Raw genomic sequence first — 25,841 nt, forward strand, 5'->3', positions numbered from 1 at the left:
AGGGAAGTGAGGAGCAGGAGAAGTGTTGCGATCGTTATCGTTCTGGAGCGGTTTGCCCTCATGGTTGTATCAAGATATCTCGGTGACCAGACGTCGTAGCCGCCGCACCTTGCCCACCCTCCTGGCCCCCGTCGCCCTCGTCGCCGCCCTGGCGGGATGCGGTCTCGTCGGAGGCGGCTCCGGCTCGGCGTCGAAGGCGGGCGGGCGTTCGTTCACGGTGGCCGCGGCCGGCGACATCCTGATCCATCCTCAGCTGATCGACCAGGCGAGGGCGGACGCCGAGAAGACCGGCAAGGGCGCCGACGGCCTGGACTTCGGTCCGCTCATGGCCGGGGTCAAGCCGGTGATCAGCAAGGCGGACCTGGGGATCTGCCACATGGAGCCGGTGATCGGCAAGCCGAACGGCCCCTTCGAGAGCTACCCGGACTTCCTCGTGCCGCCGCAGATAGCCGGGACCATCAAGGACGTCGGCTACGACACCTGCTCGACCGCCTCCAACCACTCGATCGACCACGGTTACGCGGGGGTGAAACGCACCCTCGACACGCTGGACTCCGTGGGCCTCAAGCACACCGGCTCCTTCCGGACCGAGAAGGACGCGCTCACCCCGCTGATCATGGACGTCAAGGGTGTGAAGGTCGCGCAGATCTCCTTCGCCTTCGGCTTCAACGCCCATGAGGTGCCCAAGGACAAGCCGTGGCTGGTCAACCGGAACGACCTGGGCCGGATCAGGACGGCCGAGAAGCGGGCCCGCGCGGCCGGTGCCGAGGTCGTGATCCTCTCCATCCACTGGGGCCGTGAGCACCACCCGAACCCCTCCACCCCGCAGCTCGAGTTCGCCCGGCGGCTGGCCCGGGAGACCGGGATCGACCTGGTCATCGGGCACCACGCGCATGTCGTGCAGCCGATGGAGAAGGTCGACGGCACATGGATCGCGTACGGCCTCGGCAATCAGGCCGCGCGCCACGACGTGCCGACGGGACTCACCGAGGAGGGCGTGATCGGCTGGTTCACCTTCACCGAGCGCGGCGGCAGGTGGGACGTCGAGGCCCGGTACGAGCCGACCCTCACGCAGATTCCGCCGGACCCCGAGGCCGGCACGGACGGCACCCCGGCCGAGCCGGCGAAGGGCCAGGTCGAGGACTACCGGCTGGTGGACGTGGCGGCCGAGCTCAAGCGCGACGACCTGAGCGACCAGCAGCGGTCGCGTCTCCGGCTGGCCTTCGAGCGGACCGAGGGCACCATGCTCAACCGCGGCGCGGCGAAGGACGGGCTGAGGCCCCTCACGGAGCTGCCGGGCTGAGGTCACCAGACGCCAGGACCGGTGGCGTCCGGCCCGACCTGGGGCCTGGCGCCGCTGTTCGCCCGGGCCGCCGGAGCGGTCCCGAGCCTGATCGGAACCGGAATTCAGCGGATCTGCGCGAAGATGTCCGTCCGAATTGTGGTGTTGTTCAGATCACTTTAGATTCGTGCAACTTTTTCTTACCTTCGCCGGTCTGACACGCGCAGGGACTCAGTTCTCCCTTCTGTACCTCCGCGTCGCATCCGTACCACCCGCACCGCGAGCAGGTCGCTCGTCCGCCCGTACAACCGCTTGAGAGGACCTGTCCGTTGGCGTCATCGCCCCCGGCGCGGCAGCACCGTGCTCGCCGCAGAGCTGATATGTCGCTGCTTGGCGGCATACGGCCGCCCATAGCGGTCCTCTCGGTGCTCCTCCTCTCCCTCGCCGCCGTCACGGCGTTCGTGCTCGGTCCGGCCGGCGACACCACGCTGCCCAGGGCCGTCCAGACCTCGCAGCAGCACTTCGCGGAGGACGGCGCGATCGCCCTGCGCGCCTCCATCGACGAGTCGGTGACCGACCTCGACCGCTCCGCCGCCCTGTTCAGCGCGGGCGCGCCGGTCTCCGGCGACACCGTCCTCGACAAACTGGGCAACACGTACCAGAAGTGGATGGGTACGGCGGTCATCGAGATCCGGTCGGGCAAGCTCGTCGCGACCCGCGGCGAGACCGTCCCGCTGACCTCCCTCGACCGGTCCGCGCTGAGCGACGAGGGCGGTCTCGCGCCCCGCATGGTGCGCCTGGAGAACGGCGAGGTCCGGCTGCTGTCCTTCGCGCTGCTGTCCTGGCCGGGCAAGCCCCAGCTGCTTCTCGTCGCCTCCAACAGCCTCAAGTTCCCCGGCATCAGCCTCGGCCGGTTCCGCGCCATCGCGGTCGTGGACCGCTCCGGGACGATCCTCAGCAGCGACGGCATCCCCGAGCCCGAGCAGGTTCTGACCGACCTCCAGCGCAAGGAGGTCGCCGCGTCCGGCAAGCAGCTCAGGTCCTTCGCGAAGAACGCGGCGGCCAAGGCCGGGAACAACCCGCTCAGCACCAGGGAACCCGGCTCCGGCGGTTACCCGGGCGTCAGCGGCAGCCTGCTCGGCGGCACCTTCCTCTCCGACCGGTCCGTCGCCGGATACGCCACGCTCGCCTCGCCGCAGCCCGGCGAGACCACCACGGCGACCGCCCTCGGCCTCAGCGTGGTCGCCATGGTGAAGGTCGCCGAGGACCCCACCCGCTCCACCTCACCCGTCTTCGGACTGATGGCGGCCGGCGCCCTGCTGGTCATCGGCGGCATCGCCGTCGCCGTCCTGCTCGGCACCGTGCAGCGGCCGCTCATCCGGCTCTTCCTGGAGTCGCGCCGCCTCACCCGCGGCGACCTGGCGCGCCCGGTGAACGTGCCCGGCTACGGCGAGGCCCGCCGGATCGGCACGGCCCTTGAGCGACTGCGCGGCCAGCTGCTCGGCGAACCCGCCGAGCAGAGCGGGTCCGCCGCCCGGCCGCGCGGCCCGCGCCGCATCGGCACCCGCGGGCTCCTCTCCGTCTGCGCGGTCCTGCTGCTCGCCTGGTCGGCCCCGCTGCTGCTCATCCTCAACCGGGCCGACGGGACCGTCGTCGTACCGCAGCAGCTCGTGAACGACCAGCGCGAGCGCACCGACACGCTCACCGACCGGGTCCGCCGCGCGCTCAACGAGGGCGAGGCCGACCTCCAGTCCGTGGCCACGCTGATCGGCGACCGCACGTCCCCCGCCGACATGACCAAGGTGCTGGACCGCACGCTCGACCAGCACCTGCGCTACCAGTCGCTCTACGTCGTCGACGCCTCCGGCCACGTGGTCGCCCGGGTCGGCGACGAGCCCCGCGAGGCGCGGCCCAGGCCCGCCACCGCCGACCCCATCCGGCTGCTCGGCCGGGGCGGCAAGAAGCCGCTCGTGGTCGGCACCGCGGAGATCCCCGGCCGCGACGGATCTGCGCTGGTGGGCGAGTTCCGGATCGACTTCCTCAACTCGGTGCTCAAGAGGCCGGGCCTCGGCGTCGTACGTCTCGTCGACGACCAGGGCAAGATCATCGCGGGCAACACCGGCTACCTCGCCTTCCAGTCGCTGCCCGACGACCGGCTGAAGGACCTGGCCTCCGCGGCCGGACAGAAGGCCGGCAAGTCCGCGCACGCCGCCGGTGTCCTCTACCGCGACGGCGGGGTGCAGATCGCCGCCGCGGCACCCTTCGCGGGAGGCGGCGCGGCCAAGAAGCTCGGCTGGACCGTCGTGAGCTGGCAGCCCGCGGACCGGCTCGCCATCCCCGAGTACGACATCCAGCACCGCACGGTGCTCGCCGGACTGCTGGGTGCCGCGGCCGCGGCCGCCTGCCTCGGCTGGATGCACATCGTGGTGGCCCGGCCGCTGCGCGCCCTGGCCGGGCAGGCCGAGGCGCTGGCCGGCGGGGACCGCAAGACCGTCCTGTTCCCGCGCAACCACGACGAGGTCGGCGCGGTCGCCCGCTCCCTGGAACTCGTCCGCCAGCAGCTCCAGGAACAGCGCAGACAGCAGCCGTCCCCGCGCCGGAGTACACCCGGCACCACCCACCAGCAGCCCGTAAGGAACTGATCAGCCGTGCTCTTCCCCTTCACCGTCCTGGTGGTGTGCTGCGCGATCCTGTTGGTGGCAGGTGTCGTCGAACAGCGGCGGCACTTCACCAACCTGGACAACATTCCCACCCGGGTGCTGGTCAACGGCATCCGCGGCAAGTCGTCCATCACCAGGCTGTGCGCGGGCGCGCTGCGCGGCGGCGGGCTGACCACGGTCGCCAAGACCACCGGCACGGCGGCCCGGTTCATCCACCCCGACGCCACCGAGGAGCCGGTCTACCGCAAGTTCGGCATCGCCAATGTCGTCGAGCAGATCGGTATCGTCCGGCGCGCGGCCGCGTACAACCCGCACGCCCTGGTCATCGAGTGCATGGCCGTCATGCCGGCCCTCCAGGAGATCAACCAGTCCAAGCTGATCCGCTCCACGATCGGCGTCCTGTGCAACGTCCGTGAGGACCACCTCGCCGAGATGGGCCCCACCCTCGACGACGTGGCCCGCTCGCTCTCCCGGTCCATGCCGGAGGGCGGTATCTGTGTCACGGCCGAGCAGGACCGGTTCGGCATCCTCCAGGAGGAGGCCGACTCCCGCGACTGTCAACTGGTCTACGCCGACCCGGAAACCGTCTCGGACGAGGAGCTGCGCGGCTTCAGCTGGTTCACCTTCAAGGAGAACGTGGCGATCGCGCTCACCGTCGCCGAACTCCTCGGTGTGGAGCGGCAGACCGCTCTCCAGGGCATGTACGACGCGCCCCCGGACCCCGGTGTCCTCTCCGTCGAGCGGTATGTCACCGAGGACGGCAAGAAACTCCGCTTCGCCAACGTCTTCGCGGCCAACGACCCCGAGTCGACGCTGATGAACATCAACCAGCTGCTCGACCTCGGCGCCGTCCACCGCCCGCTCAACGTGGTCATCAACTGCCGTCCCGACCGTGTCGAGCGCAACGGCCAGATGGGCGAGATCATCCCCGAGCTCGACCCCGAGAAGGTCTTCGTGATCGGCCACCCGGCCAAGAGCGCCATCGACGCGATGCCCGCGGAGTACCGCTCCCGCGCGGTCGACCTCGGCGGCGACCGCCGCGACCCCGAGGAGTTCATGCGGCAGCTCCTCGGCGAGCTCGGCACGGACACCTCGCTGGTCGCCATCGGCAACATCCACGGCCAGGGCGAACACCTTCTGGAGCACCTCGCCGAGCTCCCGGCGGACGAGAGCGTCGACGAGCACGCGGCTGGTCACGCGGGCAACTCCGCCGACGCCGACGCCGACACGGCCGACGGCGCCGGTGCGGCGGCCGATGACCCGCGCGTGGCGCAGGCCGTGCGCGAGCACGTCGAGACCGTGCAGCTCTACGCGCCGCGGATCGACCCGTACCAGCGGTACTCGGAGGCGTACGAGTCGCGGTACGCACCCCGGACCCAGGTCCCCGCCCAGCGCGCCGCGGACCACCCGTACCCCCAGCAGGACAGCCCGCAGCCGGCCTACGCGCAGCGGGGGCACCGGCAGCCGACGCGCGTCCGCCAGAGCCAGCCGCAGCAGGGCGACCCGCAGGCCGGGTACCAGCAGCAGGGGCAGCTTGAGCAGGGGTACCAGCAGCACGACCTAGCTCAGCAGGGCCACTCGCAGCCGCCCCACTCGCAGCAGGGGCAGCCGCAGGCGGCACACGAGCAGCCGCAGCGGGCGCCCTCGCCGGAGGGGGGTCCGCAGCAGGGCCGCGCCCGTCCGGCGCGTCCCGAATACCCGCAGCAGACACACCAGCAGCAGCCGGAGCAGGCGCAACGGCACCAGCACCAGCCGGAGCGGGCCCAACAGCAGCAGCCGCGACATTCGTTCCAGCCCGAGCAGGGGCGGCAGCGGCCGCAGCACCTGTACCAGCCCGAGGAGGCGCGGCGGCAGCCGCGGCACGCGTACCAGCCGGAGCACCCGCAGCAGGGGCATCAGCCGGAGCACCCGCACCAGGAGCATCAACTGGAGCGGCCCGAGCCGCCGTACCGGCCCGAGCAAGGGCTCGAGCCCTGGCCGGACGGGGCGCCGGGGCCCGCCGCCGCGCGGCTTCAGACACCGCCCGGGCTCGGTGAACAGCCCGGATCCCGGGGTCCGTTCGAACCCCGCGTCCCTTCCGCCCGCCCCGCCGACGACCCCCAGCAGTGGCACAGCCCAGGAGAGCCCCGTTGATCCCCTCCGTCCTCACCCCCGAGATCGCCGCGATAGGCATCGGCCTGGGCCTGATGTTCTCGCTGGTCTGCTACCTCACGACCAACCTCTCGCCCGGCGGCATGATCACCCCGGGCTGGCTGGCGCTCACCCTCATCGAGGACCTTCAGCGCGCCGCGCTCGTCGTCGGCGTGACCGTTCTGACGTACGTCACCACGCTGCTGCTCCAGCGCTTCGTGATCCTCTACGGCAAGCGGTTGTTCGCGGCCGTCGTGCTGAGCGGCGTCCTGATCCAGGCGTCCGTGATCATCGTGCTCCAGATGGAGTTCCCGCTCCTGTACGCCAACCAGACCCTGGGCTTCATCGTCCCCGGTCTCGTCGGCTACCAGCTCGTGCGCCAGCCCAAGGGGGCCACGCTGCTGTCGACCGGCGCCGTCACCCTCGCGACGTATGTCGTGCTGACCGCCGGAATCCTCCTCGGCGCCATGCCGTCCGCCTGAGCCCGCCCGTCTTCCCCGGAACCTCTGGAGCCGTCACCATGCCGAAGCGCAAAGGCCGTCCCGTCCTCCACGCGGCCACGGTCATCGCGCTGCTCGCGGGCAGCGCGTACTTCACCTTCGAACTCCGCAAGGACGAGGCGGCGAAGGTCCCGGCCGTGCAGGCCGTCACCGACAGGCCCGACCTGGAGAACTCGGGCAAGGCCACCGGCAAGCAGACCTGGGAGCGCCTGAACAACCCGACGCGCTCCGTGCTGCGCGGCGAGAACGGCGACGTCCTCGCCACCTTCACGGACGGCGCCCGCACCGCGACCCTCCGGGGCCCCTCCCGCACCTTCTCCGAGCCGGCCAACACCCGGACCCGTGTCATGACACAGGACTGGGTGCGTCTGATGCCGGAGGCCTGGCGCAAGGGTGCCGAGAAGGAGCAGTGGTTCAAGGACTGGTTCAAGGAGTTCTACGGCAGCGAGGCCGACGACGTCTTCGCCATCGCCTTCCAGTACATCGAGGGCGCACCGGTGAAGAAGGACGACGAGGGCGTCCCGTACGCGGGTGACGCGGTCTTCGGCCCCTTCAAGGAGGACGGTGTCGACCGCCTCGAACAGAACGACTTCTACGACTACCTGGGCATCGGCTACACCTTCCGCGACGGCACCACGATGGTGGCGCGCAAGGATCGCTACCGCGCCCTGGACTGCTCCGGGTTCATGCGGATGGTCTGGGGCTACCGGGCCCGCTATCCGCTGATGTCGACGAACACGTCCGGCGACGGACTGCCGCGCAGCGCCGACGGCATGGCCCGCTCGAAGGCCGGCGTCGACATCCTGAAGCTCTCCGGCCCGGCCCCCTGGTACACGCGCCCCCAGAACATCGACGTGGTCCAGCCAGGCGACCTCCTCTTCTTCAAGATGGACCACCGCACCGGCAACCACCTGGACCACGTCGGCCTGTACCTGGGAGTCGACACCGACGGCCACCGCGTCTTCATCTCCAGCCGCAAGGAGGTCAACGGACCGACCATGGGTGACAAGGGCGGTGCCTCCCGCATCGACGGCAACGGTTTCTACGCCGGGCTGCTGCGCAGCGCCAAGCGCCTGTGAACGGCTGACCGTGTCATGGCGGGTCCGAACGAGCGGCCCGCCCCCGATTACCGGGCGGCCCGCGCCCGATTAAGGTGAAGCGGTGAACGTCGACTGGCTCATACGCGGCCGCGACGGCAGGCTCAGTGCGTACCTGCTGTCGGAGGCCACGGTCCGCTGCCGGGCGGAGCGAGGACCCGGTGGCCCCTGGGACCCCCCGCGCACCGTGGGCGGCGACCAACGCCTGCACTCCGTAATGGCCTTGGGCCAGGGCCCCGATCGCTATACCCACCTGGTCTCCTGGCGTCCGACGGTCCGCGACCAGTCGGGCCTCGTCCACTCGACCCACTTCCGGCCGGACCTGGCCGCCCTCGACTGGAACCCGATCGGTCACCCCAACCGCGACGGCGACCGGACCGGCAACCCCGCCGTCGCGGTCGACGCGGAGGGACGCGCCCATGTCTTCGTACGCAACGGGGGCGGCGGAGTGAGCATGATCGCCCAGAAGGAGAAGGGCGGCTGGGGGCCCTGGTACGACCTCAGGGGGCATGACGTCCAAGGGGACCTGGCGGCGGTGACCGGGACCTCGGGCCGTGTCGAGCTGTACGCGGCCGTCCCGGGCGGTGTCCTGCACTGGCGCCAGGAGGAGGCGGGCGCGAAACCCGCTCTGGAGGAGGCGCTGGAGGCACCGGTCCGACCGGGCAGCCTGCGCGCGCTCCCGACTTCGGCGGACTCCACCACGCTCTTCTTCACCGACGAGTCGGGCGATGTGTGCGCCTGGCGGCCCGGCGCCAAGCCCGTGGCCCTGCTGGCCTCGGCCGGCCCGGGTCCGGTCTGCGTCATCCGCTGCGAACTCGACGGCCACGACTGCACGTTGCTGGCCCAGCGCTCGGACAGCGGACGGGTGGCCTTCGCCGCCTACCCGACCGAGGACGAGTCCGCGGGCGCGTGGTGGACGGAGTCGGGGCCCGAACTCCCCGCCGACGCCCTGCTGTCGCTGGCGGAGGACGAGGAGGGCCGGGTGGTCGCCGCGACCCTCTCCCCGGGTACCGGCGAACTCCGCGTCACCCGCCGCAAGGACGAGCCGGGGATCGCCCTGGAGGCATGGCAGGCGGTCTGACACCGAAGGCCGAGGCCGAGTCGAAGGCCGAGTCGAAGGCCGAGGCCGGGGTCAGGACCTGTCCAGGTCCTGACCCCGGCCTCGGCCTTCGGTGTCGGTTCCCCGTTCCGGATCCGCGGGTTCGTCTCGCTGCGCGCGCCAACACCGCCGTACTGAAGGCGAGTACGGCGGTGGAGCGGGCCAACCGGTGCGCGGATGGGGGCAGTCGGGTCCTCTGCCGGGAACCCCGGCCCACGTGACGGGTCAGGAAGTCCCGCCGGTGGCGGGCGACTTCTTCGCCGACTCGGGGATCTCGGAGTCGGAGCGCAGCGCCTTCCACAGGGTCGACGCCTGCGGCTCGGCCGCCACGACCCGGTTCGGGTCGATCTTGTCGTACGACACCGGGAGCATGATCGTCTCCATGGTGGACGGGTCGACGCCGTTCATGCTCCGGCCGAACTCGGCCAGGGCGGTGAGCGAGGCGAGGCCGGAGTCGGTGGTGAGCGCCTTGGTCAGACTGTCGGCGATCTTGTACGTCCTGGTGGGGCTGCCCAGCAGGTCCTGCTTCTTGATCTCGGAGAGCAGCGCGGTCATGAACTGCTGCTGGAGACCGATCCGGCCGAGGTCGCTGCCGTCGCCGATGCCGTGCCGGGTCCGTACGAACTGGAGGGACTGGGTGCCGTCCAGCCGGTGCGTGCCCGCGGTGAGGTCGAGGCCGCTGGAGGTGTCGTGGATGTCCTTGCCGACGGTGACGGTCACCCCGCCTATCGCGTCCACCAGGCCCTTGAAGCCGGCGAAGTCGATCTCCATGTAGTGGTCCATGCGGATCCCGGAGATCTGCTCCACCGTCTTGACCACACAGGCCGAACCGACCTGGGAGTAGATGGAGTTGAACATGACGCGCCGCGCGGACGGGACCTCGGTGCCGTCGGCCTTGGTGCACTTGGGGCGGGTCACCAGCGTGTCGCGCGGGATGCTGATCGCGACGGCCTTCTTGCGGCCCTCGGGTATGTGCATCACCAGGGCGGTGTCGGAACGCGCTCCGGAGACGTGGCCCGTCTTGAGCGCGGCGTTGGCGCCGGCCCTGGAGTCGGACCCGAGGACCAGGATGTTCTGGCCGGAGGTGGGCAGCTTGGCCGGCCGGTCGTCGCCGATCGCCTTGTCGAGGTCGATGGCCTTGATGTTGTGGTCGAGGCCGCTGTAGAGCCAGTAGCCGGTGCCGCCGGCGGCGATGACGAGGACGGCCAGCCCCAGCAGGATCTTCCTGCCGGTCCGGCGGCCACGGGCGCGCTCGCGTTTGGCTCCTTGCCCGCCGCCGTTGCCGTCGCCCCGGGGCGGTGCGTCGGAGTCGGTGGGCTGGGGCGTCGGGACATGGCTCATCCTGGTCCGGGTCCTAGCTGGTCGTGCCCGTGAGGGCGGAAGTCGATGGCTTGAGGACTCGGGTGGGGGGAGGCCGGTCCGTGCGTTGCCGGGCTGACGTGCACTATAGACACGGGTTCGGACGTTTGTGCGGCCAGGGCCGTCGGCGCCGTCCGCACGGTTCGGGGCCGTACGGGCCGCCGTACCGAGGGGTTTCCGGCGGGCGGTCCCGGGCGGGCGGTGCCGAAGATCCCCTGCTCGGGGGCGCGAGCCGGGCCGCGAGTCCGACTTAGGTGAAAGTTTAAGTGAAACGCGTCTCAGGTTTGTGTCTGCTGGGGACAAAAAGTAGACAACCGATGGCTTAGATGTGAATATTCCGTGACGTGATCTCCTCGGTTCGGGGCCGGGCGGTCGCGCCCATGTGATCGCTTTGGGTGTGAGGGGGGCCTCAGCCCTTTTCTGAAGGATGCTGAGGAGCCGTGGTGAGCCCGGGTAACCCCGAGACCAGTGCCTTGGTATCGACATATCGATCCCTGGTGCCCGTGCAGGCGCGCCGGCGCATTGTGCGCCGTGTGCCGCGCCCGCTGCGGATCGCCGTCATACGCACCCTCGCGGCCCTCGACTCATTCCGCTCGGCCCTGGTGAAAACCGCCCTGGGCGGGCGCCGCGGTCCGGCTCGGCGCGACGACCGCGCTCCGATGCGCGTCGTGCAGTCCGACGGCCGGCATGTCCTGGCCACGGTCGTCCCCGGCGCCACGGAGTGGGCCGCGCGGGCCAGGAACCTCCATCTGATGGTGGCGGTCCTGGAGGATGCCGAGATCGACTACTTCGCCGTACGCGGCACCGGCAAGAGCGTGCCCTGCGTGGCCGTTCCCGCGGCGCTCCGTGCCGACGTGGAGGAAGTGTTCCAGCTCGTTTTCGCCCGTAACCCCGGCTACGCCTGTGCGGTACCGGGGGGAGCGCCGCTGACCGGACAGTCGGCGAAGACCTGGCGCAGGCTCCGCTCGCAGCAGGTGCTCCGGCTGTCCTGGAACGTCTGCGACCCGACGGAGAACCTCGTCTTCGCCCACGAGTCCGGCTGCGATATCGAGTTCTGGGACGAGGTCGACGGTGAACTGGTGGCGCCGCGTTCCAATCCGGTGGTCACGAGCACGCCGTCGCGCGGCGAACGCCGGCAGGCCGAGCAGCGCCTCTTCAGCCCTGTCCCGTCTCTGTACCGGACGGGACAGATCCGCACGCTGCCCGAGTTCACCGCTTCGCTGATCGGTGACCACCTCTACCCGATCGACGTCGTCTACACCTGGGTCGACGACTCGGACCCGGTGTGGCGCGCGGGCAAGAACGCGGCACAGCGGAAGTCGGCCGCCGGCCTGGCGCCGCTGCACGAACAGGCGACGAACGACGCGCGCTACACGAGCCGGGACGAACTCCGCTACTCGCTGCGCTCGCTCCACCAGTACGCGCCCTGGGTGCGGAACATCTTCCTCGTGACCGCGGGGCAGGTCCCCGGCTGGCTCGACACCGAGTACCCGGGCCTGAAGGTCGTCGACCACCGGGAGATCTTCACCGATCCGCAGGCGCTGCCCACCTTCAACTCGCATGCGATCGAAAGCCAGTTGCACCACATCCCGGGACTCGCCGAGCACTTCCTCTACCTGAACGACGACGTGTTCTTCGGCCGGGCGGTGCGGCCGGATCAGTTCTTCCATCCGAATGGACTGACCAAGTTCTTCATGTCCAAGGCGCTGATCCCGCCCGGTCAGATCAAGCCGGCGGACCTGCCCGTGGACGCCGCGGGAAAGAACAGCCGCGGCCTCATCGCCCAGCAGTTCGGCACCGTGATCTCCCAGAAGATGAAGCACACCCCGCACGCCCTCAGGCGCAGCATCCTCTCCGAGATCGAGGAGGTCTACGAGCGGGCGCACTGGGTGACCCAGCACTCACGGTTCCGTTCGCCGAGCGACGTCCCCGTCGCGTCGTCGCTGCACCACTACTACGCGTACAACTCGGCCCGCGCCACGGTGGGCGAGCTGCGTTACGTCTACATCGACATCGGCGACGGCAAGGCGGAGCAGCGGATGAACCGGCTGCTCGCCAAACGGGACTTCGACACGTTCTGCATCAACGACACCGTGGTGCCAGAGGACAGAGAGGCACAGGCGCGGATGGTGACCCGCTTCCTCGACTCGTACTTCCCCGTACCTAGCCCCTACGAGCGCACGGTCGGCGCCCTCGCTCCGCGGGTGGCTCCGACGACAGAGCTGGGGGCCTTCCAATCGTGACTTCCTCTAGGACGAGTCCTCCCACCGCGTCCAGCAGGACCGGGAATCGGCGGTATGGGCTTCACGGCCGAGTAGCGGCGCTCCGACTCTGGCTGATGCTGCACCTGTTCCTCCCGATGCGGGGGAAGCGCACCGCACAGCTGCGCTACGCGGCCGTTCTCGACGGCCAGACCGTGAATCTCCATGCGATCCTGCCCCCTGCCACGCCCATGCCTGAGCGCGCGACCGTGATACTTCAACGGGGCCGTAGGCGGCACCATGCGGAGGCGCATGTCTACCAAGGCCAGGCTGGTGACGTCCTGGTGGACGCGGCCGTCTTGATGGGTGCGGAGGTCGGCGGGGTACCCATCGGCACCGGAAAGTGGAAACTCCGGCTTCGCATCCACGCAGGGCGCCGGCTGCGGTCCATAGCACTATTGCTCCTGGAGCCCCCGGTTCCCTACGAGGGGCCGACGAAGCCCATGACGGTCTCCCGTGTCACGGGGGCGCGCTATCGTGTCGGGCGCACCATCACCGGTACCGCCCGGATCGTGAGCTCGGCCCCGGTACCGGCTGCCGAGGTGTCCAAGGTGCACATGTCGCACGCCGGAATAACACTGGACTTTCGTGTACTGGGTACCGAAGTCGATCGCCCATGGGCAGAGTTCGTAGCGGCCGGACGTCGGATCCGCCAGCCCGCTCAGCCTTTGGGACCGGGTGTCTTCAGGACCGAAGTTCCGCTGGAGCGGATGAAACCACGCTCCGGGAGGCCGGAGCACTGGGACGTCGTGCTGTGCCAGGAGGCCGGGCCCCCACTGAGGCTGGGCCGGCGGCTGCACGATGTCCGCAACCCGCGGCGTGTCTTCGCGATGCGCAGCATGGCCATGACTCCGGTCGGCCGCACTCCCATGATCGTCCAACCGCGCTATACCCCCGCAGGAAATCTCCGGGTCACCTGTACGCGCATGCCCGAGGCAGACTGATTCCGAGAAGTGAAGATCACATTCCTGCTCACCACCGCGGACGCGGTCGGTGGCACCGAACGCGCCGTTTTCAACCAGGCGACCGAACTCGCCGCCCGGCACGACGTCCGCGTCCTCAGCGTCTTCAAGAGCAAAACCACGCAGTTCTTCGCACCTGGCGAACGTGTGCGACTCGATTATCTGGTCGACATCACAGGGGAGACTCCGCGACCGCTGCGTTCCAGCACGGTGGGGGACGAGGTGTGGTCCGGTCTGGCTGCCCGGCCGAGTGAAATCGTCGACAGGGGCTGGGAATCGGCATTCAACCGTCTTACCGACCTTGAGCTCGAACTCGCCCTGCAGCAGAGCGACACCGACATTCTGATCACCACGACTCCCGCGCTGATGGCACTGGCAGTCCGGCTGGCCCCGGCCCGGGTGATCACCGTCCACCAGGAGCACCGTGTTTCCGAGCTGCGGGGCGCAAGCGGCGAACCCCTGCTGCGTTATGCCGCACGGCTGGACGCGCTGGCTGTGCTGAGCGAGCGGACACTGGAATGGTTCGCCGAGACCCTGGGGGCGGCAGCTCCTCGTCTGGCGGTGGTGCCGAACGCACTGCCCAGCGGGTTCCGGCCCCGGTCGACCCTCGAGACCCGGACCGTCGTCATCGCCGGCCGGCTCGTCGGGGAGAAGCAGATCGACCACGCGCTCACCGCGTGGGCGACGGTGACGAAGCAGCACCCCGACTGGCAGTTGCGCGTCTTCGGGGACGGGCCGCTCAGTGGTGCTCTGCGCCGCCAGATGGACATGCTCGGACTGCACGACTGCGTGCAGCTCAACGGCAATTCGCCGAAGCTCGCGGAGGAGTGGGCCAAGGCGAGCATCGCCCTGCTCACCTCTCGGAACGAGGCGTTCGGGCTGGTCCTCGCGGAAGCGCAGGCGGCGGGTGTTCCCGTCGTCTCCTACGACGCGCCCAACGGCCCGCGGGAAGTGGTGATCGACGGGGAGACCGGCATTCTGGTGCCCCCTGGTGACATCGACTCCCTGACCTCCGCTCTGCTGCGGCTGATCGAGGATTCGGAGCTCCGCCACCGTATGGGCAGCGCGGCGCTCGCCTCCGTCAGCCGGTTCTCTCCCTCTGTGGTCACCGCTCAGTGGGAAGAGATGTTCCACGAGCTCTTGGCAGAGCGCGAGCGTGGGCGCAGGGAACTGGTGAAGGCCGAGCGCCAAGCGGTGCACGCCCACCTGAGCGGCCCCGAAGGCGGCATGGCGGCGGCACCTCCCCCTCCTCCCGGATCCGTCCGTTCGAGCGATCAGCGGGCATTGGAACAGCGCCTGCTGAAGAAGCCGGGCATGGTCCAGGACGGTGGTCAGGTGTGCGCGCTGCTCGATTGGCAGTCGCCGTGGGACGTGGTCCAGGCGAATCTCGCGCTCGTGGCCAACGCCTTGGAGGGCGCGGCCATCCCGTACATGGTCGTGCGCGACCACATGGTGCGTCACTCGGTCGCCGTGCACCGTTCCTATCAGCAGGCTGTTTTCAAGGTGCTGGCCGAGCGGTACCAGGACGAGGCCGTCTACGCGTCCGTCCTCAACGAGGCACAGAAGACGGTCGCGACGGCTCTCGCTGCTCTGATCAGCCAGTACTCCGAGGAGCCGTGCTCAGGCATCAGCGTCTACCGGAGTGTCGTGTCGCCATCACGGACTCTGCGCCTTGGCGCGGTCTACGGTTGCCTGATCACCTTCTGGGACGACGAACCCGACGAGACCGGTTACCTCAGAGGCCCGTCCCGGACTCTCATCGGTGACCGAGTGCCTGTCAGTGCCATGCGCCGCACCCCCATGAGTCTGGGCGGGCGCAGTTATCCGACGATCGTGCCTTTCGGACAGACGCTCCACGGCGACATCGACTTTCCTGTGGACGCCGTCTATACGTGGGTGAACGGTGCCGACGTCGCCTGGCTGGAGCGGAAGAATTCCGTCCTGGCCGGTCTGGGAATGGACACTCAGGACGCAGCCACGAGCGCGGCCCGCTTCCGCGACCGGGACGAACTGCGTTACTCCTTGCGGTCGATCGACATGTACGCACCGTGGATCCGTAACATCTACATCGTCACCGACAAGCAGGACCCGAAGTGGCTGGACCTGTCGCATCCCCGTGTACGGGTCGTCGACCACACGGAGATCTTCGGTGACAGGGGAGCGCTGCCCACGTACAACTCCCATGCCATCGAAAGTCAGTTGCACCATATCGAGGGCCTGGCCGAGCACTTCCTCTATTTCAACGACGACGTATTCCTCGGACGGACTGTGCAGCCCGGCATGTTCTTCCTCGGAAACGGCCAGGCCAGACATTTCATGTCGCCCACGGCCGTGCCGATGTCCCCGTCGTCGAACGAGGACGAGTTCAATATCGGTGCTGCGAAGAACAATCGGTCCCTGATCGAGCGCTCCTTCGGACAGACATTGGTGCACTCGTTCCTGCACGCTCCTCATCCCTTGCGGCGCAGCGTTCTTGCCGACATCGAGCGGGAATTCGAGCAGGAGATGGCGGTCGCCGCAGGCAACCAGCTACGTGATCACAGTGATGTTTCCGTGGCATCGTCCCTGCATCACTACTACGGATTCCACACGCTGCGCAGCGTACCGGGCAGCATCTCCTGCGGATTCGTCAATGTCGGGCTCGCCGAGCACGGGCCGCGATTGCAGCGCATTCTGACAGCGCGTCCCCATGACGTGTTCTGCCTGAACGATTTCCACGACGGAGATGTATCGGAAGAGGAGCAGGACGCGATCCTGACAGCCTTCCTTCCGAGCTATTTTCCGGTGGCCAGTCAGTTCGAGACAGGGTCCATTCGGAACCGCCGAGCCCATTCCGGATATCTGCCGGGATGGCCGTTGTGAATTATTTTGACCAGGTAGTAGAAAGAGAACTCAGCGTGTCCACCCCCGCAGCCTCCGTACTGCAGATCGTCGCGCACCCGGACGACGACCTGTTCTTCATGAATCCCGTCACTTTCCACACGGTCAAAGCGGGTACACCCACCACTACCGTGTATCTGACGAACGGGGACTCGGACGGCCGAAACCGCCGCCCCTGGCAGTTGACCGCGCCTGTCGTGGACCAGGAGGCCTACGGGAAGGCGCGACAGAACGGCATTCGAGCCGCCTACGGTGCCATGGTGCTCGGCGACCGCACGGCCGCCTGGACGCCGTCCACCCTGCCCACGGCGGACGGTGCCGTCGCCGAGGTCTACACCCTCACGGACGCGCCATGGATCAAGCTGATCTTTCTCAACATCCGCCAGCACGGAATTCAGGGCGGACTGCCGCGAAGCCTGCACGTTCTTTGGCAGGGGCAGGAAGACCGCGTCCGTACGCTGATGGTGAGCGGCGGAATCGTGAACGAACAGCACTGGTACACGCGTTCCGGGCTGGTCGACACCCTGGTCCAGATCCTCGACCTCACCCGGCCGACGCTGGTCAGGACCCTCGACCCGGACCCTGACCGGCTCATCCATGACGAACGGTTCCCGCAGCGATACGACTTCGGCGATCATGCGGACCACTGCGACCACACCGCGGCCGCACTCTTCGCATCCCTCGCGCTGGAACAGTACGAGGGGCCTGGCGAAGGCCGTACCTTCGTGGTCGAGGCCTTCCGTGGCTACTACAACGAACGCTGGCCCCACGGTCTCGGTACGACGACGGTGTCCCTCAAGGAGTACTTCCTCAACATCTACGGGGCCGCCGACGGGTACGACTGCGGCGATCCCGCAGGCAGCGGTGACTACTCGGTGGGTCTCAGCGCACGCTCCACGGGCTGGGTGCAGAGCACCACGCCACGCCATCCGAACGGGCCCTGGCTCGGGAAGGACGCACGCGGTCGTCTGACGGCGTTCGCGGTGGTCAACCAGCAGGCAGCGCTCTGGTTGGAGTCGCAGGCGGGGAGCGGCCAGTTCCGTGGACCGTTCCTCCTGGGCGGTGGCCCGCTGTCGCCGGGGCTGACGGCGAGCCTCACCGCGGACGGCCGTTGGCAGGTCTTCGCCCGGCGCATGTCCCACATAGGACCGGACCACGCCCACCGACGCGAGATCGTCGTGCTCGAGCAAGCCGAGCGGGACGGGGCGTTCGCCGACTGGGTCATTCTGGGCAACCCCAGCGCGGGGCAGCCCGGACGCGATCGCCATCTGGGTGTGCCGGCCGTCACCCGTGACGCTCTGGGACGCCTGCATCTCTTCGTCCGCAACGCCGGGCAGGGACTGCACACCCGTGTCCAGGAGACGGACGGCGCCTGGGGGAGGTGGACCGATCTGCGTGGTCATGAGCTGCAGGAGGGCGTCTCCGCGCTGACCGCGCCGAACGGTCGCGTAGAGATCTTCGCCTCCAGCAGAGAAGGGGTCTTCCACTGGGTCCAGAGTCCCCATCAGGAGGAGCTGCTGCGCGCTCCCCGTTTCCGGCTCAAGGTTCCAGCCTCGCCCGCCACGGCCGTGGTGCAGCCGAACGACCGGGTCATGACCGTGTTCCGGCAGCCTGAAACGGGGCGGCTGCTCATGGCGGAAGAGGACACACCGGGCGGTCGGTGGAGCAAGCCGGCGGTGTCGATCGGTGGACGGGGTGGCTTCGGTGCGATCGCCTGTGCCGCGAGTCCGGACATGGAGCTCGGAACACTGGTGGCGACCCTCAGCGATCTGGGCGGCATCGCCTATCGTTTCGTTCCCGGGGATCACCCCTGGCAGGAACTCTCCACCGATGTCCTCGGCGGACCGCCGGCACACGCTCCGGCTGCGGCCTTCGACATGCTCGGCCGTGCGTGGATCGCCGTGCTGGGTGTGGACGGGCGTTTGGCCGTGGCCCGGCAGGCCGGCAGGGGATCGGTCGGGTTCGAAGCCTGGCAGGTTCTCGGCTGAAACCTGACGTCGAGTGACCCCGGCGCGGAGCCTCGAAAACAGGCGCCGCAACAAACGACCATGACGTGCTGATCGCTGCTCCGCCCGCCTCGCGCCGGATGGCCCGGGGCGGGTCGGGCCGGCGCTGATGGGGCGGGCGCGCGGGTGAGAGTGATGCGGCAGGCCGACAAGGCATGTCGCCGACGGTTCTGGGCCGCTGCCGGAGGTGCGACCGGCTCCCGGACCGATGTGCAGAGAAAACGAGGAAGGAAGAGGGAAACGTGAGGAGGATCTGCGTCCCGGGCGACTCCGTGGCCGTCTCGGCGGCGGAGAGGAAAGCACCGTTCGCCCGCTGGGGCCAGTACCTCGGCGAGTTCCTGAACGACTTCCACGAGGGGGAGGCACAGGAGGACGGGCAGGCGGCTACGCCGGTGGCCGTACCGCCCACTTCTTCCCGATGCCCAGTCAGTTCGAGGCGGGTCCACCGCGTAATCAGATGTTCCGCGAGGGACGTCTTTCTGGATGGCTGCTATGAGTTTTAGTCTCCCTGACCTGAATCGTCCCTCTTCCGTCCCGGAGCGAGGAGAACCCGGCGGCGTGGAGCCCGCGAGGGAACCCGCCGCGCGGCCCTCGCTGGTCCAGATGCTGGCGCATCCGGACGACGACCTGTACTTCATCAACCCCGACCTGCAACGAGCGCTGGAGACGGGCCACCGGGTCACCAGTGTGTATCTGACGGCAGGGGAGGCCGACGGGCGCAACATCGACACCCGCGAGCTCAGCCGTATGGACGGCGAGCCGGACTTCGAGGGGTACGCCGAGGCGCGCCAGCAGGGACTGCGCGCGGCGTACGCGGACATGCTGACGGGCGACCGCGAGAGCGAGTGGGCGCGTGACGTCTTCATGTTCTCCACCGGTGTGACGGTGGACCGTTCCACCCTGGTGGCCGCCCCCCACGTTCAGCTGGTCTTCTTCGGGCTGCGGATGATCGACCCCGAGAGCGGATTCCTGGAAGACGACGTGCCGCCCATCCAGCTGCTCGAGCTGTGGAACGGGGAGGTCTCCGCCCAGCCCACCCTGATCGCCGCGGAGTCGCCGCTGCGCCGGACGCAGGAGATCAGCAAGGACGGGCTGCTGCGCTCCCTGGTCGAGCTGCTCCACCGCGCGCGGCCCGACCAGCTCTGGACCATGGACCCCGACCCCTGGCACACGGACTGGGACGAGGAAGAAGGGCCGAGGTCCAGCGACCACCAGGACCACACCGCGGCGGCACAGTTCGCGCTGGCGGCGCTGGAGCGCTACATCGGGGAGGGCGGCGCGCCGCCCCTCGTCGACAACTGCGTCGGCTACGGGAACAAGAACTGGCCCAGCAACCTCACGGAGGACGGCTGGGCCGAGAAGAAGCGCGTGCTCCACGTGTACACCTCCGCCGACGGACACGACTGCCGGCGCCGCTACTGCGGTGACCTGCAACTCTCCGACGGGGCCGACATCCGCCGCTACGGATGGAGCACCCGGGCCCGGTACGAGGGCGGGACCGACTGGCTCCATCTCCAGGCCGACGGCCGGCTCGCCGCGTACGCCATGCTCGGTGGCCGGGTGGCGGTCTGGACGGAGAGCAAACCGGGCAGCGGCAGCTGGGACGGGCCGGACCTCCTGCCCGGCGTCCCCGGCCTGGCCCCGGCACTGTCCGTGGCTCCGGACCGTGATGGCGGCGTGCATCTCGTCGCTCTGCGCCGCACCCCAGGGCCGGGCGGTCAGGTGGACGTGGAGGTCGTCCGTATGTGGCGGCAGGCCCACACCGAGGTGCTGCTGCCCTGGGAGAGCGTCGGGAACCCCAACGAGCGGTCCGAGGACTGGCGGCGCTGCCGGGAGGTCGGTGTCCCCGAGGCCGTCGCCGAACCCACGGGGAGACTGCATGTGTTCATGCGCAACTTCGGGTCCGGTATCAGCGGCCGCCGCGAGACCGACGAAGGCTGGGGTGGCTGGGAGGACCTGGGCGGCCGCAACATGCAGGACTGTCTGACCGCGGTCCTGAAGTCCACCGGCCGGATCGAGCTGTTTGCCGCGAACCGCTCAGGTGGCGTGCACTGGTACCAGGAGGCCGTGTACGGCCGGTACAAACTGCAGGACGGTGTGGGCTCGGCCGACCCGGACGCCTGGCGGCCCGTCGGCGGACTCACGCCGGTGCAGATCGGACGCTCGCGCATGGCGATCTTCTACCGCGAGGAGGACTCCGGCGAGGTGCTGTGCGTACGCCAGAGACCTGACGGCCGGTGGAACGGACGGGTCGAACGGCTCGGGGGCCACGGCGGGACCGGCAGGATCGCGGCGCTGCGGCAGCAGAACGGCCGCCAGGACTCCGTCGTCCTCGCGCGCCGCAACGCCCGGAACCGGCTGAGCACCGCGGTCGTCGCGACCCAGGGGCAGGGTCTGGGGCAGGCGCCGGAGTGGACCGACCACGACGTGCTGATCGCCCGTCCGCCCGCCCTCGCGCTGGACAGCGCGGGGCGGGTCGTGGTGGCGGTGATGGGCACGGACGCGCGGGTGAGAGTGATGCGGCAGGCCACGCGGGATGTCGCCGACGGGTTCGGGCCGCTGACAGTCGTGTGACCGACTCCCGGACCGATGTGCAGAGAAAACGACGAAGGCATGAGGAAAACATGAGAAAGATCCGCATCGTGGGCAACTCGGTGGCCGCTTCGCGGGTGGAGAGGGAGGCGCCGCTCGCCGGCTGGGGCCAGTACCTCGGCGAGTTCCTGAACGAGGGCTACGAGGTGCACAACTACGCCCGTGATGCCATGACGTTGCGGGGCTACTTCTCCAAGCGCCTCGCCGAGCTCCTCACCCTCCTCCACCCCGGTGATCTGGTGCTCCTCGCGTTCGGTCTTGTGGAGCAGCGCATCAACGAGCCCCGCCGTTACCACGGACCGCGTGAGTACAAGGAGTACCTGCGCCTGTGCGTCGAGGCGATCCGGGCCGAGGGGGGCATCCCCGTGCTGCTCACCCCGGAGGCCCGCTGCGCCTTCGACGAGGCCGGGAACGTCGTGAACACTCATGACGAATACCCCGAACTCACCCGTCAGGCTGCGGCCGAGACCGGCGCCCTGCTGGTCGACATGACCGAGTACACGACGACGATGCTCGCGGAACTCGGGCACACGCGAGCACGTCGGCTCTACCGGTGGCTGGATCCGGGTGAGCACCCGAACCATCCCGAAGGCATCATCGACGCCAGTCACTTCAACGACCTGGGAGCGCGCGAGGTGGCGCGCCTCACGGCTGCCCGCTTCCTCGAAACCCCGGGCCTGCCGCCCGACATGGTCGACCCGCAACTGCTGACGCCTGGCGACATTCCCCCCGTGCTCACCGAGTTCATGGTGAGCAACCCCGAGTTGGCCCTCACCATGACGCCGAGCGTGTCGGGCATGCCGGACTTCACCTCGCCGACGCCGCGTCAACTCGTCGGCGCCATGCGCAGGCTGGAAGGCAAGGCACCCGCCGGAGCCGACTACGTCCTCTTCTACGAGCAGGGCCGATACCTCGGTGGCACCGCCGTCTCCGCTGCGGGGACGTGGCAGTGGCGCCGGACTGTCAGCTGGAGCGCGGGCCGGCACAGCGTGGAGGCGCTCGCGGTCAAGGGCAGCGCCGTGTCCTGGACGTCCGTACTCGAATTCGAGGTTCTCGACCACGTGGAGCCGCCTCGGATCGAGGGCCCGACGCCGGACGTCTGGAGCGGTCCACGCCCGCGCTTCTTTGGCAAGGCATCCCGCGGCACGACCAAGGTCATGGTTCTGGAGCAGGGCCGACTCATCGCCGCGGCCCCCGTCAAGGCGGACGGAACCTGGCAAGTGACCCACGCCCACGACTGGCGGCCGGGTACCTACACGGTCGAGTTCGTAGGGGTGTTCAGCGCCATCCACTCCGAGCCCGCCTCGCTGACGCTGCGGGTGCACGGCATACCCGAGGACAGCTGGCTGCACACCTCGCTGGCGTCCCGCGAAACCTGCTCGGGCGGATGCGAGCACTACCCGGCCATGCCGGTCTGGCGAGCTGACGCCTGACGCCTGGGACTTGACGTCCCGGCCTCGAACGAGGAAGAGGGCCTCCGCGCAGTGCGCGGAGGCCCTCTTCCCTTGTGCCGTCAGGCCGTTACGCCGGAACCGAGGCCAACCCCGGCTCCAGGAACCGCTTCCCGGTCACTCGCTCGGAGACACCCTCGCGGTCCAGGTACGGCGTGATGCCGCCCAGGTGGAAGGGCCAGCCGGCGCCGGTGATCAGGCAGAGGTCGATGTCCTGGGCCTCGGCGACGACGCCCTCGTCGAGCATGAGCCCGATCTCCTGGGCGACCGCGTCGAGGACCCGGGCGCGCACCTGCTCCTCCGTCAGGACGACGTCGCCCTGCTTCAGCAGCGCCGCGACCTCGGGGTCCAGCTCCGGCTTGAAGCCGTTCTCGGCGGAGTAGACGTAGAAGCCGCGCTTGCCCGCCTTGACGACGGCCGCGAGGTTCGGGGAGACCGTGAAGCGGTCCGGGAAGGCCCGGTTGAGGGTCTCCGAGACGTGCAGACCGATCGCGGGACCGACCAGTTCGAGCAGGACCAGCGGGGACATCGGCAGGCCGAGCGGCTCGATCGCCTTCTCGGCGACCTCGACCGACGTGCCCTCGTCGATGACGTTCTGGATCTCGCCCATGAAGCGGGTCAGGATGCGGTTCACGACGAACGCCGGGGCGTCCTTGGTGAGGACCGCGGTCTTCTTCAGCTTCTTGGCGACGGCGAACGCCGTGGCCAGCGAGGCGTCGTCGGTCTGCTCGCCGCGCACGATCTCCAGGAGCGGGAGGATCGCGACCGGGTTGAAGAAGTGGAAGCCGACGACCCGCTCGGGGTTCTTCAGCTTCGACGCCATCTCGGTGACCGACAGCGAGGAGGTGTTGGTGGCGAAGATCGCGTGCGCCGGGGCGACCGCCTCCACCTCCGCGAACACCTGCTGCTTGACGCCGATCTCCTCGAAGACCGCCTCGATGACGAAGTCGGCGTCGGAGAAGCCCTCGGCCTTGTCCAGCACACCGGAGACCAGGGCCTTCAGGCGGTTGGCCTTGTCCTTGTTGACGCGGCCCTTGAGCAGCAGCTTGTCGATCTCGGCGTGGACGTAGCCCACACCCTTGTCGACGCGCTCCTGGTCGATGTCGGTCAGCACGACCGGCACCTCCAGGCGGCGCAGGAAGAGCAGGGCGAGCTGCGAGGCCATCAGGCCGGCGCCCACGACGCCCACCTTGGTGACCGGACGCGCGAGGGACTTGTCCGGCGCACCGGCCGGACGCTTGCCGCGCTTCTGGACCAGGTTGAAGGCGTAGATGCCGGAGCGCAGTTCGCCACCCATGATCAGGTCGGCGAGCGCCACGTCCTCGGCGTCGTAGCCCTTCTGCAGGTCGCCGTCCTTGGCCGCGGCGATGATGTCCAGCGCGCGGTAGGCGGCCGGGGCGGCCCCGTGCACCTTGCTGTCGGCGATGGACCGGCCGCGCGCGACGGCCTGGTCCCAGGCCTCGCCGCGGTCGATCTCCGGGCGCTCGATGGCGATCTCGCCCTTGAGGACGGCGGCCGTCCACAGCAGCGACTGCTCCAGGAAGTCCGCGCCCTCGAACAGCGCGTCGGCGATGCCGAGGTCGTAGACCTGCCCGCCCTTGAGCTGCTTGTTCTGGTTGAGCGAGTTCTCGATGATCACCGAGACGGCCTTGTCGGCGCCGATCAGGTTCGGCAGGATCGTGCAGCCGCCCCAGCCGGGGACCAGACCGAGGAAGACCTCGGGCAGCGAGAAGGCCGGCAGGGCCGCGGAGACGGTCCGGTACGAGCAGTGCAGACCGACCTCGACGCCACCGCCCATCGCCGCGCCGTTGTAGTACGCGAAGGTCGGGACCGCGAGGCCCGACAGGCGCTTGAAGACCTCGTGGCCGCCCTTGCCGATGGCGAGCGCGTCCTTGTGCTCCTTGAGGAGCTCGACGCCCTTCAGGTCCGCGCCGACCGCGAAGATGAACGGCTTGCCGGTGACGCCGACACCGACGATCTCACCGGCGGCGGCCTCCCGCTCGACCTGGTCGATGGCGGTGTCGAGGTTCGCCAGCGACGCCGGGCCGAAGGTGGTCGGCTTGGTGTGGTCGAAGCCGTTGTCGAGGGTGATGAGCGCGAAGCGCCCGGCACCGAACGGCAGGTCGAGGTGGCGTACGTTCGCGGACGTCACGACCTCGTCGGGGAACAACTCGGCCGCGCCCTTGAGGAGTTCAGCGGTACTCACTTGTCGCCTCCGGCGTCCTTGTGGTGCGGGTTCTCCCAGATGACCGTGGCGCCCATGCCGAAGCCGACGCACATGGTCGTGAGGCCGTAACGGACCTCCGGCTGCTCCTCGAACTGGCGGGCCAGCTGCGTCATCAGACGGACGCCGGACGAGGCCAGCGGGTGGCCGTACGCGATGGCGCCGCCGTACTGGTTGACGCGCGCGTCGTCGTCGGCGATGCCGTAGTGCTCCAGGAAGGCGAGCACCTGGACGGCGAAGGCCTCGTTGATCTCGAAGAGGTTGATGTCCTCGATCGACAGACCGGCCTTGGCCAGGGCCTTCTCGGTGGCCGGGATCGGGCCGTAGCCCATGACCTCCGGCTCGACGCCCGCGAAGGCGTACGAGACCAGGCGCATCTTGACCGGCAGGTTGTTCTCGCGGGCGAAGTCCTCGGAGGCGAGGATCGAGGCGGTCGCACCGTCGTTCAGACCGGCCGCGTTACCGGCCGTGACGCGGCCGTGGACGCGGAACGGGGTCTTCAGGCCGGACAGGTTCTCCAGCGTGGTGCCCGGACGCATCGGCTCGTCGGCGGTGACCAGGCCCCAGCCCGTCTCACCGACCTCCGCGTTGGTGTTGCGCACCGAGATCGGCACCAGGTCCTGCTGGATCTTGCCGTTGGCGTACGCCTTGGCGGCCTTCTCCTGCGAGCGCACGGCGTACTCGTCGGCGCGCAGCTTGGTGATGGTCGGGTAGCGGTCGTGCAGGTTCTCGGCGGTCATGCCCATGAACAGGGCGGACTCGTCGACCAGCTTCTCGCTGACGAAGCGCGGGTTCGGGTCCACGCCCTCGCCCATGGGGTGGCGCCCCATGTGCTCGACACCACCGGCGATGACGGCGTCGTACGCGCCGAAGGCGATCGAGCCCGCGGTGGCGGTGACGGCCGTCAGGGCGCCGGCGCACATGCGGTCGATGGAGTAACCGGGGACCGACTGCGGGAGCCCGGCGAGGATGCCGGCCGTGCGGCCCAGGGTCAGACCCTGGTCACCGATCTGCGTGGTCGCCGCGATGGCGACCTCGTCGATCTTCTTGGGGTCAAGACCGGGGTTGCGGCGCAGCAGCTCCCGGATGGCCTTCACGACGAGGTCGTCGGCGCGGGTCTCGTGGTAGATGCCCTTCGGGCCCGCCTTGCCGAACGGGGTGCGGACGCCGTCGACGAAGACGACGTCCCTGACGGTACGAGGCACGATGGCTCTCCTCCAGATGCGGGATGGCACTGCTGCGCGGACACGCCTGAGCGCGCGCTCAGCACCCATGCTACTTGCGAGTAACCAACCTGCCCAGTCCCGAGGCCGGGAGCGGCGAACGTCACATCCGAAT

The 25,841-nt window shown here is 69.2% G+C and carries 15 protein-coding genes; 12 read left to right on the forward strand and 3 right to left on the reverse strand.

Annotated features, from left to right (window positions below; translation table 11 throughout):
- Positions 1-82: 82 nt before the first annotated feature.
- The 6 genes from ACZ6KY_RS12935 to ACZ6KY_RS12960 all read left to right on the forward strand — a co-directional run bounded on the left by ACZ6KY_RS12935 (position 83) and on the right by ACZ6KY_RS12960 (position 8,750).
- Positions 83-1,303, forward strand: a complete 1,221-nt coding sequence (locus tag ACZ6KY_RS12935; RefSeq protein ID WP_469310348.1) for a CapA family protein — start codon at positions 83-85, stop codon at positions 1,301-1,303.
- A 359-nt stretch (positions 1,304-1,662) separates the two neighbouring features.
- The gene (locus ACZ6KY_RS12940; RefSeq protein WP_469310349.1) at positions 1,663-3,924 is read left to right on the forward strand and encodes a HAMP domain-containing protein; all 2,262 of its coding nucleotides are present in this window, start codon (positions 1,663-1,665) and stop codon (positions 3,922-3,924) included.
- Between the two features lie 6 nt (positions 3,925-3,930).
- Positions 3,931-6,075 carry a poly-gamma-glutamate synthase PgsB gene (gene pgsB, locus ACZ6KY_RS12945; RefSeq protein WP_469310350.1) on the forward strand — a complete coding sequence of 715 codons (2,145 nt, stop codon included), beginning with the start codon at positions 3,931-3,933 and terminating at the stop codon, positions 6,073-6,075.
- Entirely contained in the window at positions 6,072-6,554 is a 483-nt protein-coding gene (locus tag ACZ6KY_RS12950) for a poly-gamma-glutamate biosynthesis protein PgsC/CapC (protein ID WP_469310351.1), read from the forward strand. The genes pgsB and ACZ6KY_RS12950 overlap by 4 nt, the downstream gene beginning before the upstream one ends.
- Before the next feature lie 38 nt (positions 6,555-6,592).
- The gene (locus ACZ6KY_RS12955; protein ID WP_469310352.1) at positions 6,593-7,651 is read left to right on the forward strand and encodes an NlpC/P60 family protein; all 1,059 of its coding nucleotides are present in this window, start codon (positions 6,593-6,595) and stop codon (positions 7,649-7,651) included.
- Between the two features lie 82 nt (positions 7,652-7,733).
- Entirely contained in the window at positions 7,734-8,750 is a 1,017-nt protein-coding gene (locus ACZ6KY_RS12960; RefSeq protein ID WP_469310353.1) for a PLL family lectin, read from the forward strand.
- 243 nt (positions 8,751-8,993) lie between these two features.
- Here ACZ6KY_RS12960 and ACZ6KY_RS12965 read toward each other — a convergent pair whose 3' ends face one another.
- The gene (locus ACZ6KY_RS12965) at positions 8,994-10,109 is read right to left on the reverse strand and encodes an LCP family protein (RefSeq protein ID WP_469310354.1); all 1,116 of its coding nucleotides are present in this window, start codon (positions 10,107-10,109) and stop codon (positions 8,994-8,996) included.
- Positions 10,110-10,567: 458 nt separating this feature from the next.
- Between ACZ6KY_RS12965 and ACZ6KY_RS12970 the strand changes: the two genes are divergently transcribed.
- The 6 genes from ACZ6KY_RS12970 (at position 10,568) to ACZ6KY_RS12995 (ending at position 22,261) form a co-directional block, all read left to right on the forward strand.
- A complete protein-coding gene (locus ACZ6KY_RS12970; RefSeq protein ID WP_469310355.1) occupies positions 10,568-12,370 on the forward strand; it encodes a stealth family protein in 1,803 nt (600 codons plus the stop codon).
- Between the two features lie 95 nt (positions 12,371-12,465).
- Positions 12,466-13,332, forward strand: a complete 867-nt coding sequence (locus ACZ6KY_RS12975; RefSeq protein ID WP_469310356.1) for a hypothetical protein — start codon at positions 12,466-12,468, stop codon at positions 13,330-13,332.
- Positions 13,333-13,341: 9 nt separating this feature from the next.
- The gene (locus ACZ6KY_RS12980) at positions 13,342-16,212 is read left to right on the forward strand and encodes a stealth conserved region 3 domain-containing protein (RefSeq protein ID WP_469310357.1); all 2,871 of its coding nucleotides are present in this window, start codon (positions 13,342-13,344) and stop codon (positions 16,210-16,212) included.
- Between the two features lie 35 nt (positions 16,213-16,247).
- Entirely contained in the window at positions 16,248-18,218 is a 1,971-nt protein-coding gene (locus tag ACZ6KY_RS12985; protein WP_469310358.1) for a PIG-L family deacetylase, read from the forward strand.
- Positions 18,219-18,794: 576 nt separating this feature from the next.
- Positions 18,795-20,810, forward strand: coding sequence for a PIG-L family deacetylase (locus ACZ6KY_RS12990; protein ID WP_469310359.1), 2,016 nt, complete (start codon positions 18,795-18,797; stop codon positions 20,808-20,810).
- A 50-nt stretch (positions 20,811-20,860) separates the two neighbouring features.
- Entirely contained in the window at positions 20,861-22,261 is a 1,401-nt protein-coding gene (locus ACZ6KY_RS12995) for a GDSL-type esterase/lipase family protein (protein ID WP_469310360.1), read from the forward strand.
- 88 nt (positions 22,262-22,349) lie between these two features.
- Here ACZ6KY_RS12995 and ACZ6KY_RS13000 read toward each other — a convergent pair whose 3' ends face one another.
- Positions 22,350-24,485: a 3-hydroxyacyl-CoA dehydrogenase NAD-binding domain-containing protein gene (locus tag ACZ6KY_RS13000; protein WP_469310361.1), complete on the reverse strand. Its 2,136-nt coding sequence runs from the start codon at positions 24,483-24,485 to the stop codon at positions 22,350-22,352.
- Positions 24,482-25,708 (reverse strand): thiolase family protein, encoded by a 1,227-nt coding sequence (locus ACZ6KY_RS13005; RefSeq protein ID WP_261704412.1) that lies wholly within the window; start codon positions 25,706-25,708, stop codon positions 24,482-24,484. Before ACZ6KY_RS13005 ends, ACZ6KY_RS13000 begins: the two co-directional genes overlap by 4 nt.
- Between the last annotated feature and the right edge of the window lie 133 nt (positions 25,709-25,841).

Source organism: Streptomyces sp. NPDC042002 (assembly GCF_055588305.1).

Excerpts from the sequence above, each read along its gene's own strand:
- ACZ6KY_RS12955 (WP_469310352.1), top strand. The coding sequence starts at position 6,593 with ATGCCGAAGCGCAAAGGCCGTCCCGTCCTCCACGCGGCCACGGTCATC.
- ACZ6KY_RS12995 (WP_469310360.1), top strand. The coding sequence starts at position 20,861 with ATGAGAAAGATCCGCATCGTGGGCAACTCGGTGGCCGCTTCGCGGGTG.
- ACZ6KY_RS12975 (WP_469310356.1), top strand. The coding sequence starts at position 12,466 with ATGCTGCACCTGTTCCTCCCGATGCGGGGGAAGCGCACCGCACAGCTG.
- ACZ6KY_RS12940 (WP_469310349.1), top strand. The coding sequence starts at position 1,663 with ATGTCGCTGCTTGGCGGCATACGGCCGCCCATAGCGGTCCTCTCGGTG.
- ACZ6KY_RS12965 (WP_469310354.1), bottom strand. The coding sequence starts at position 10,109 with ATGAGCCATGTCCCGACGCCCCAGCCCACCGACTCCGACGCACCGCCC.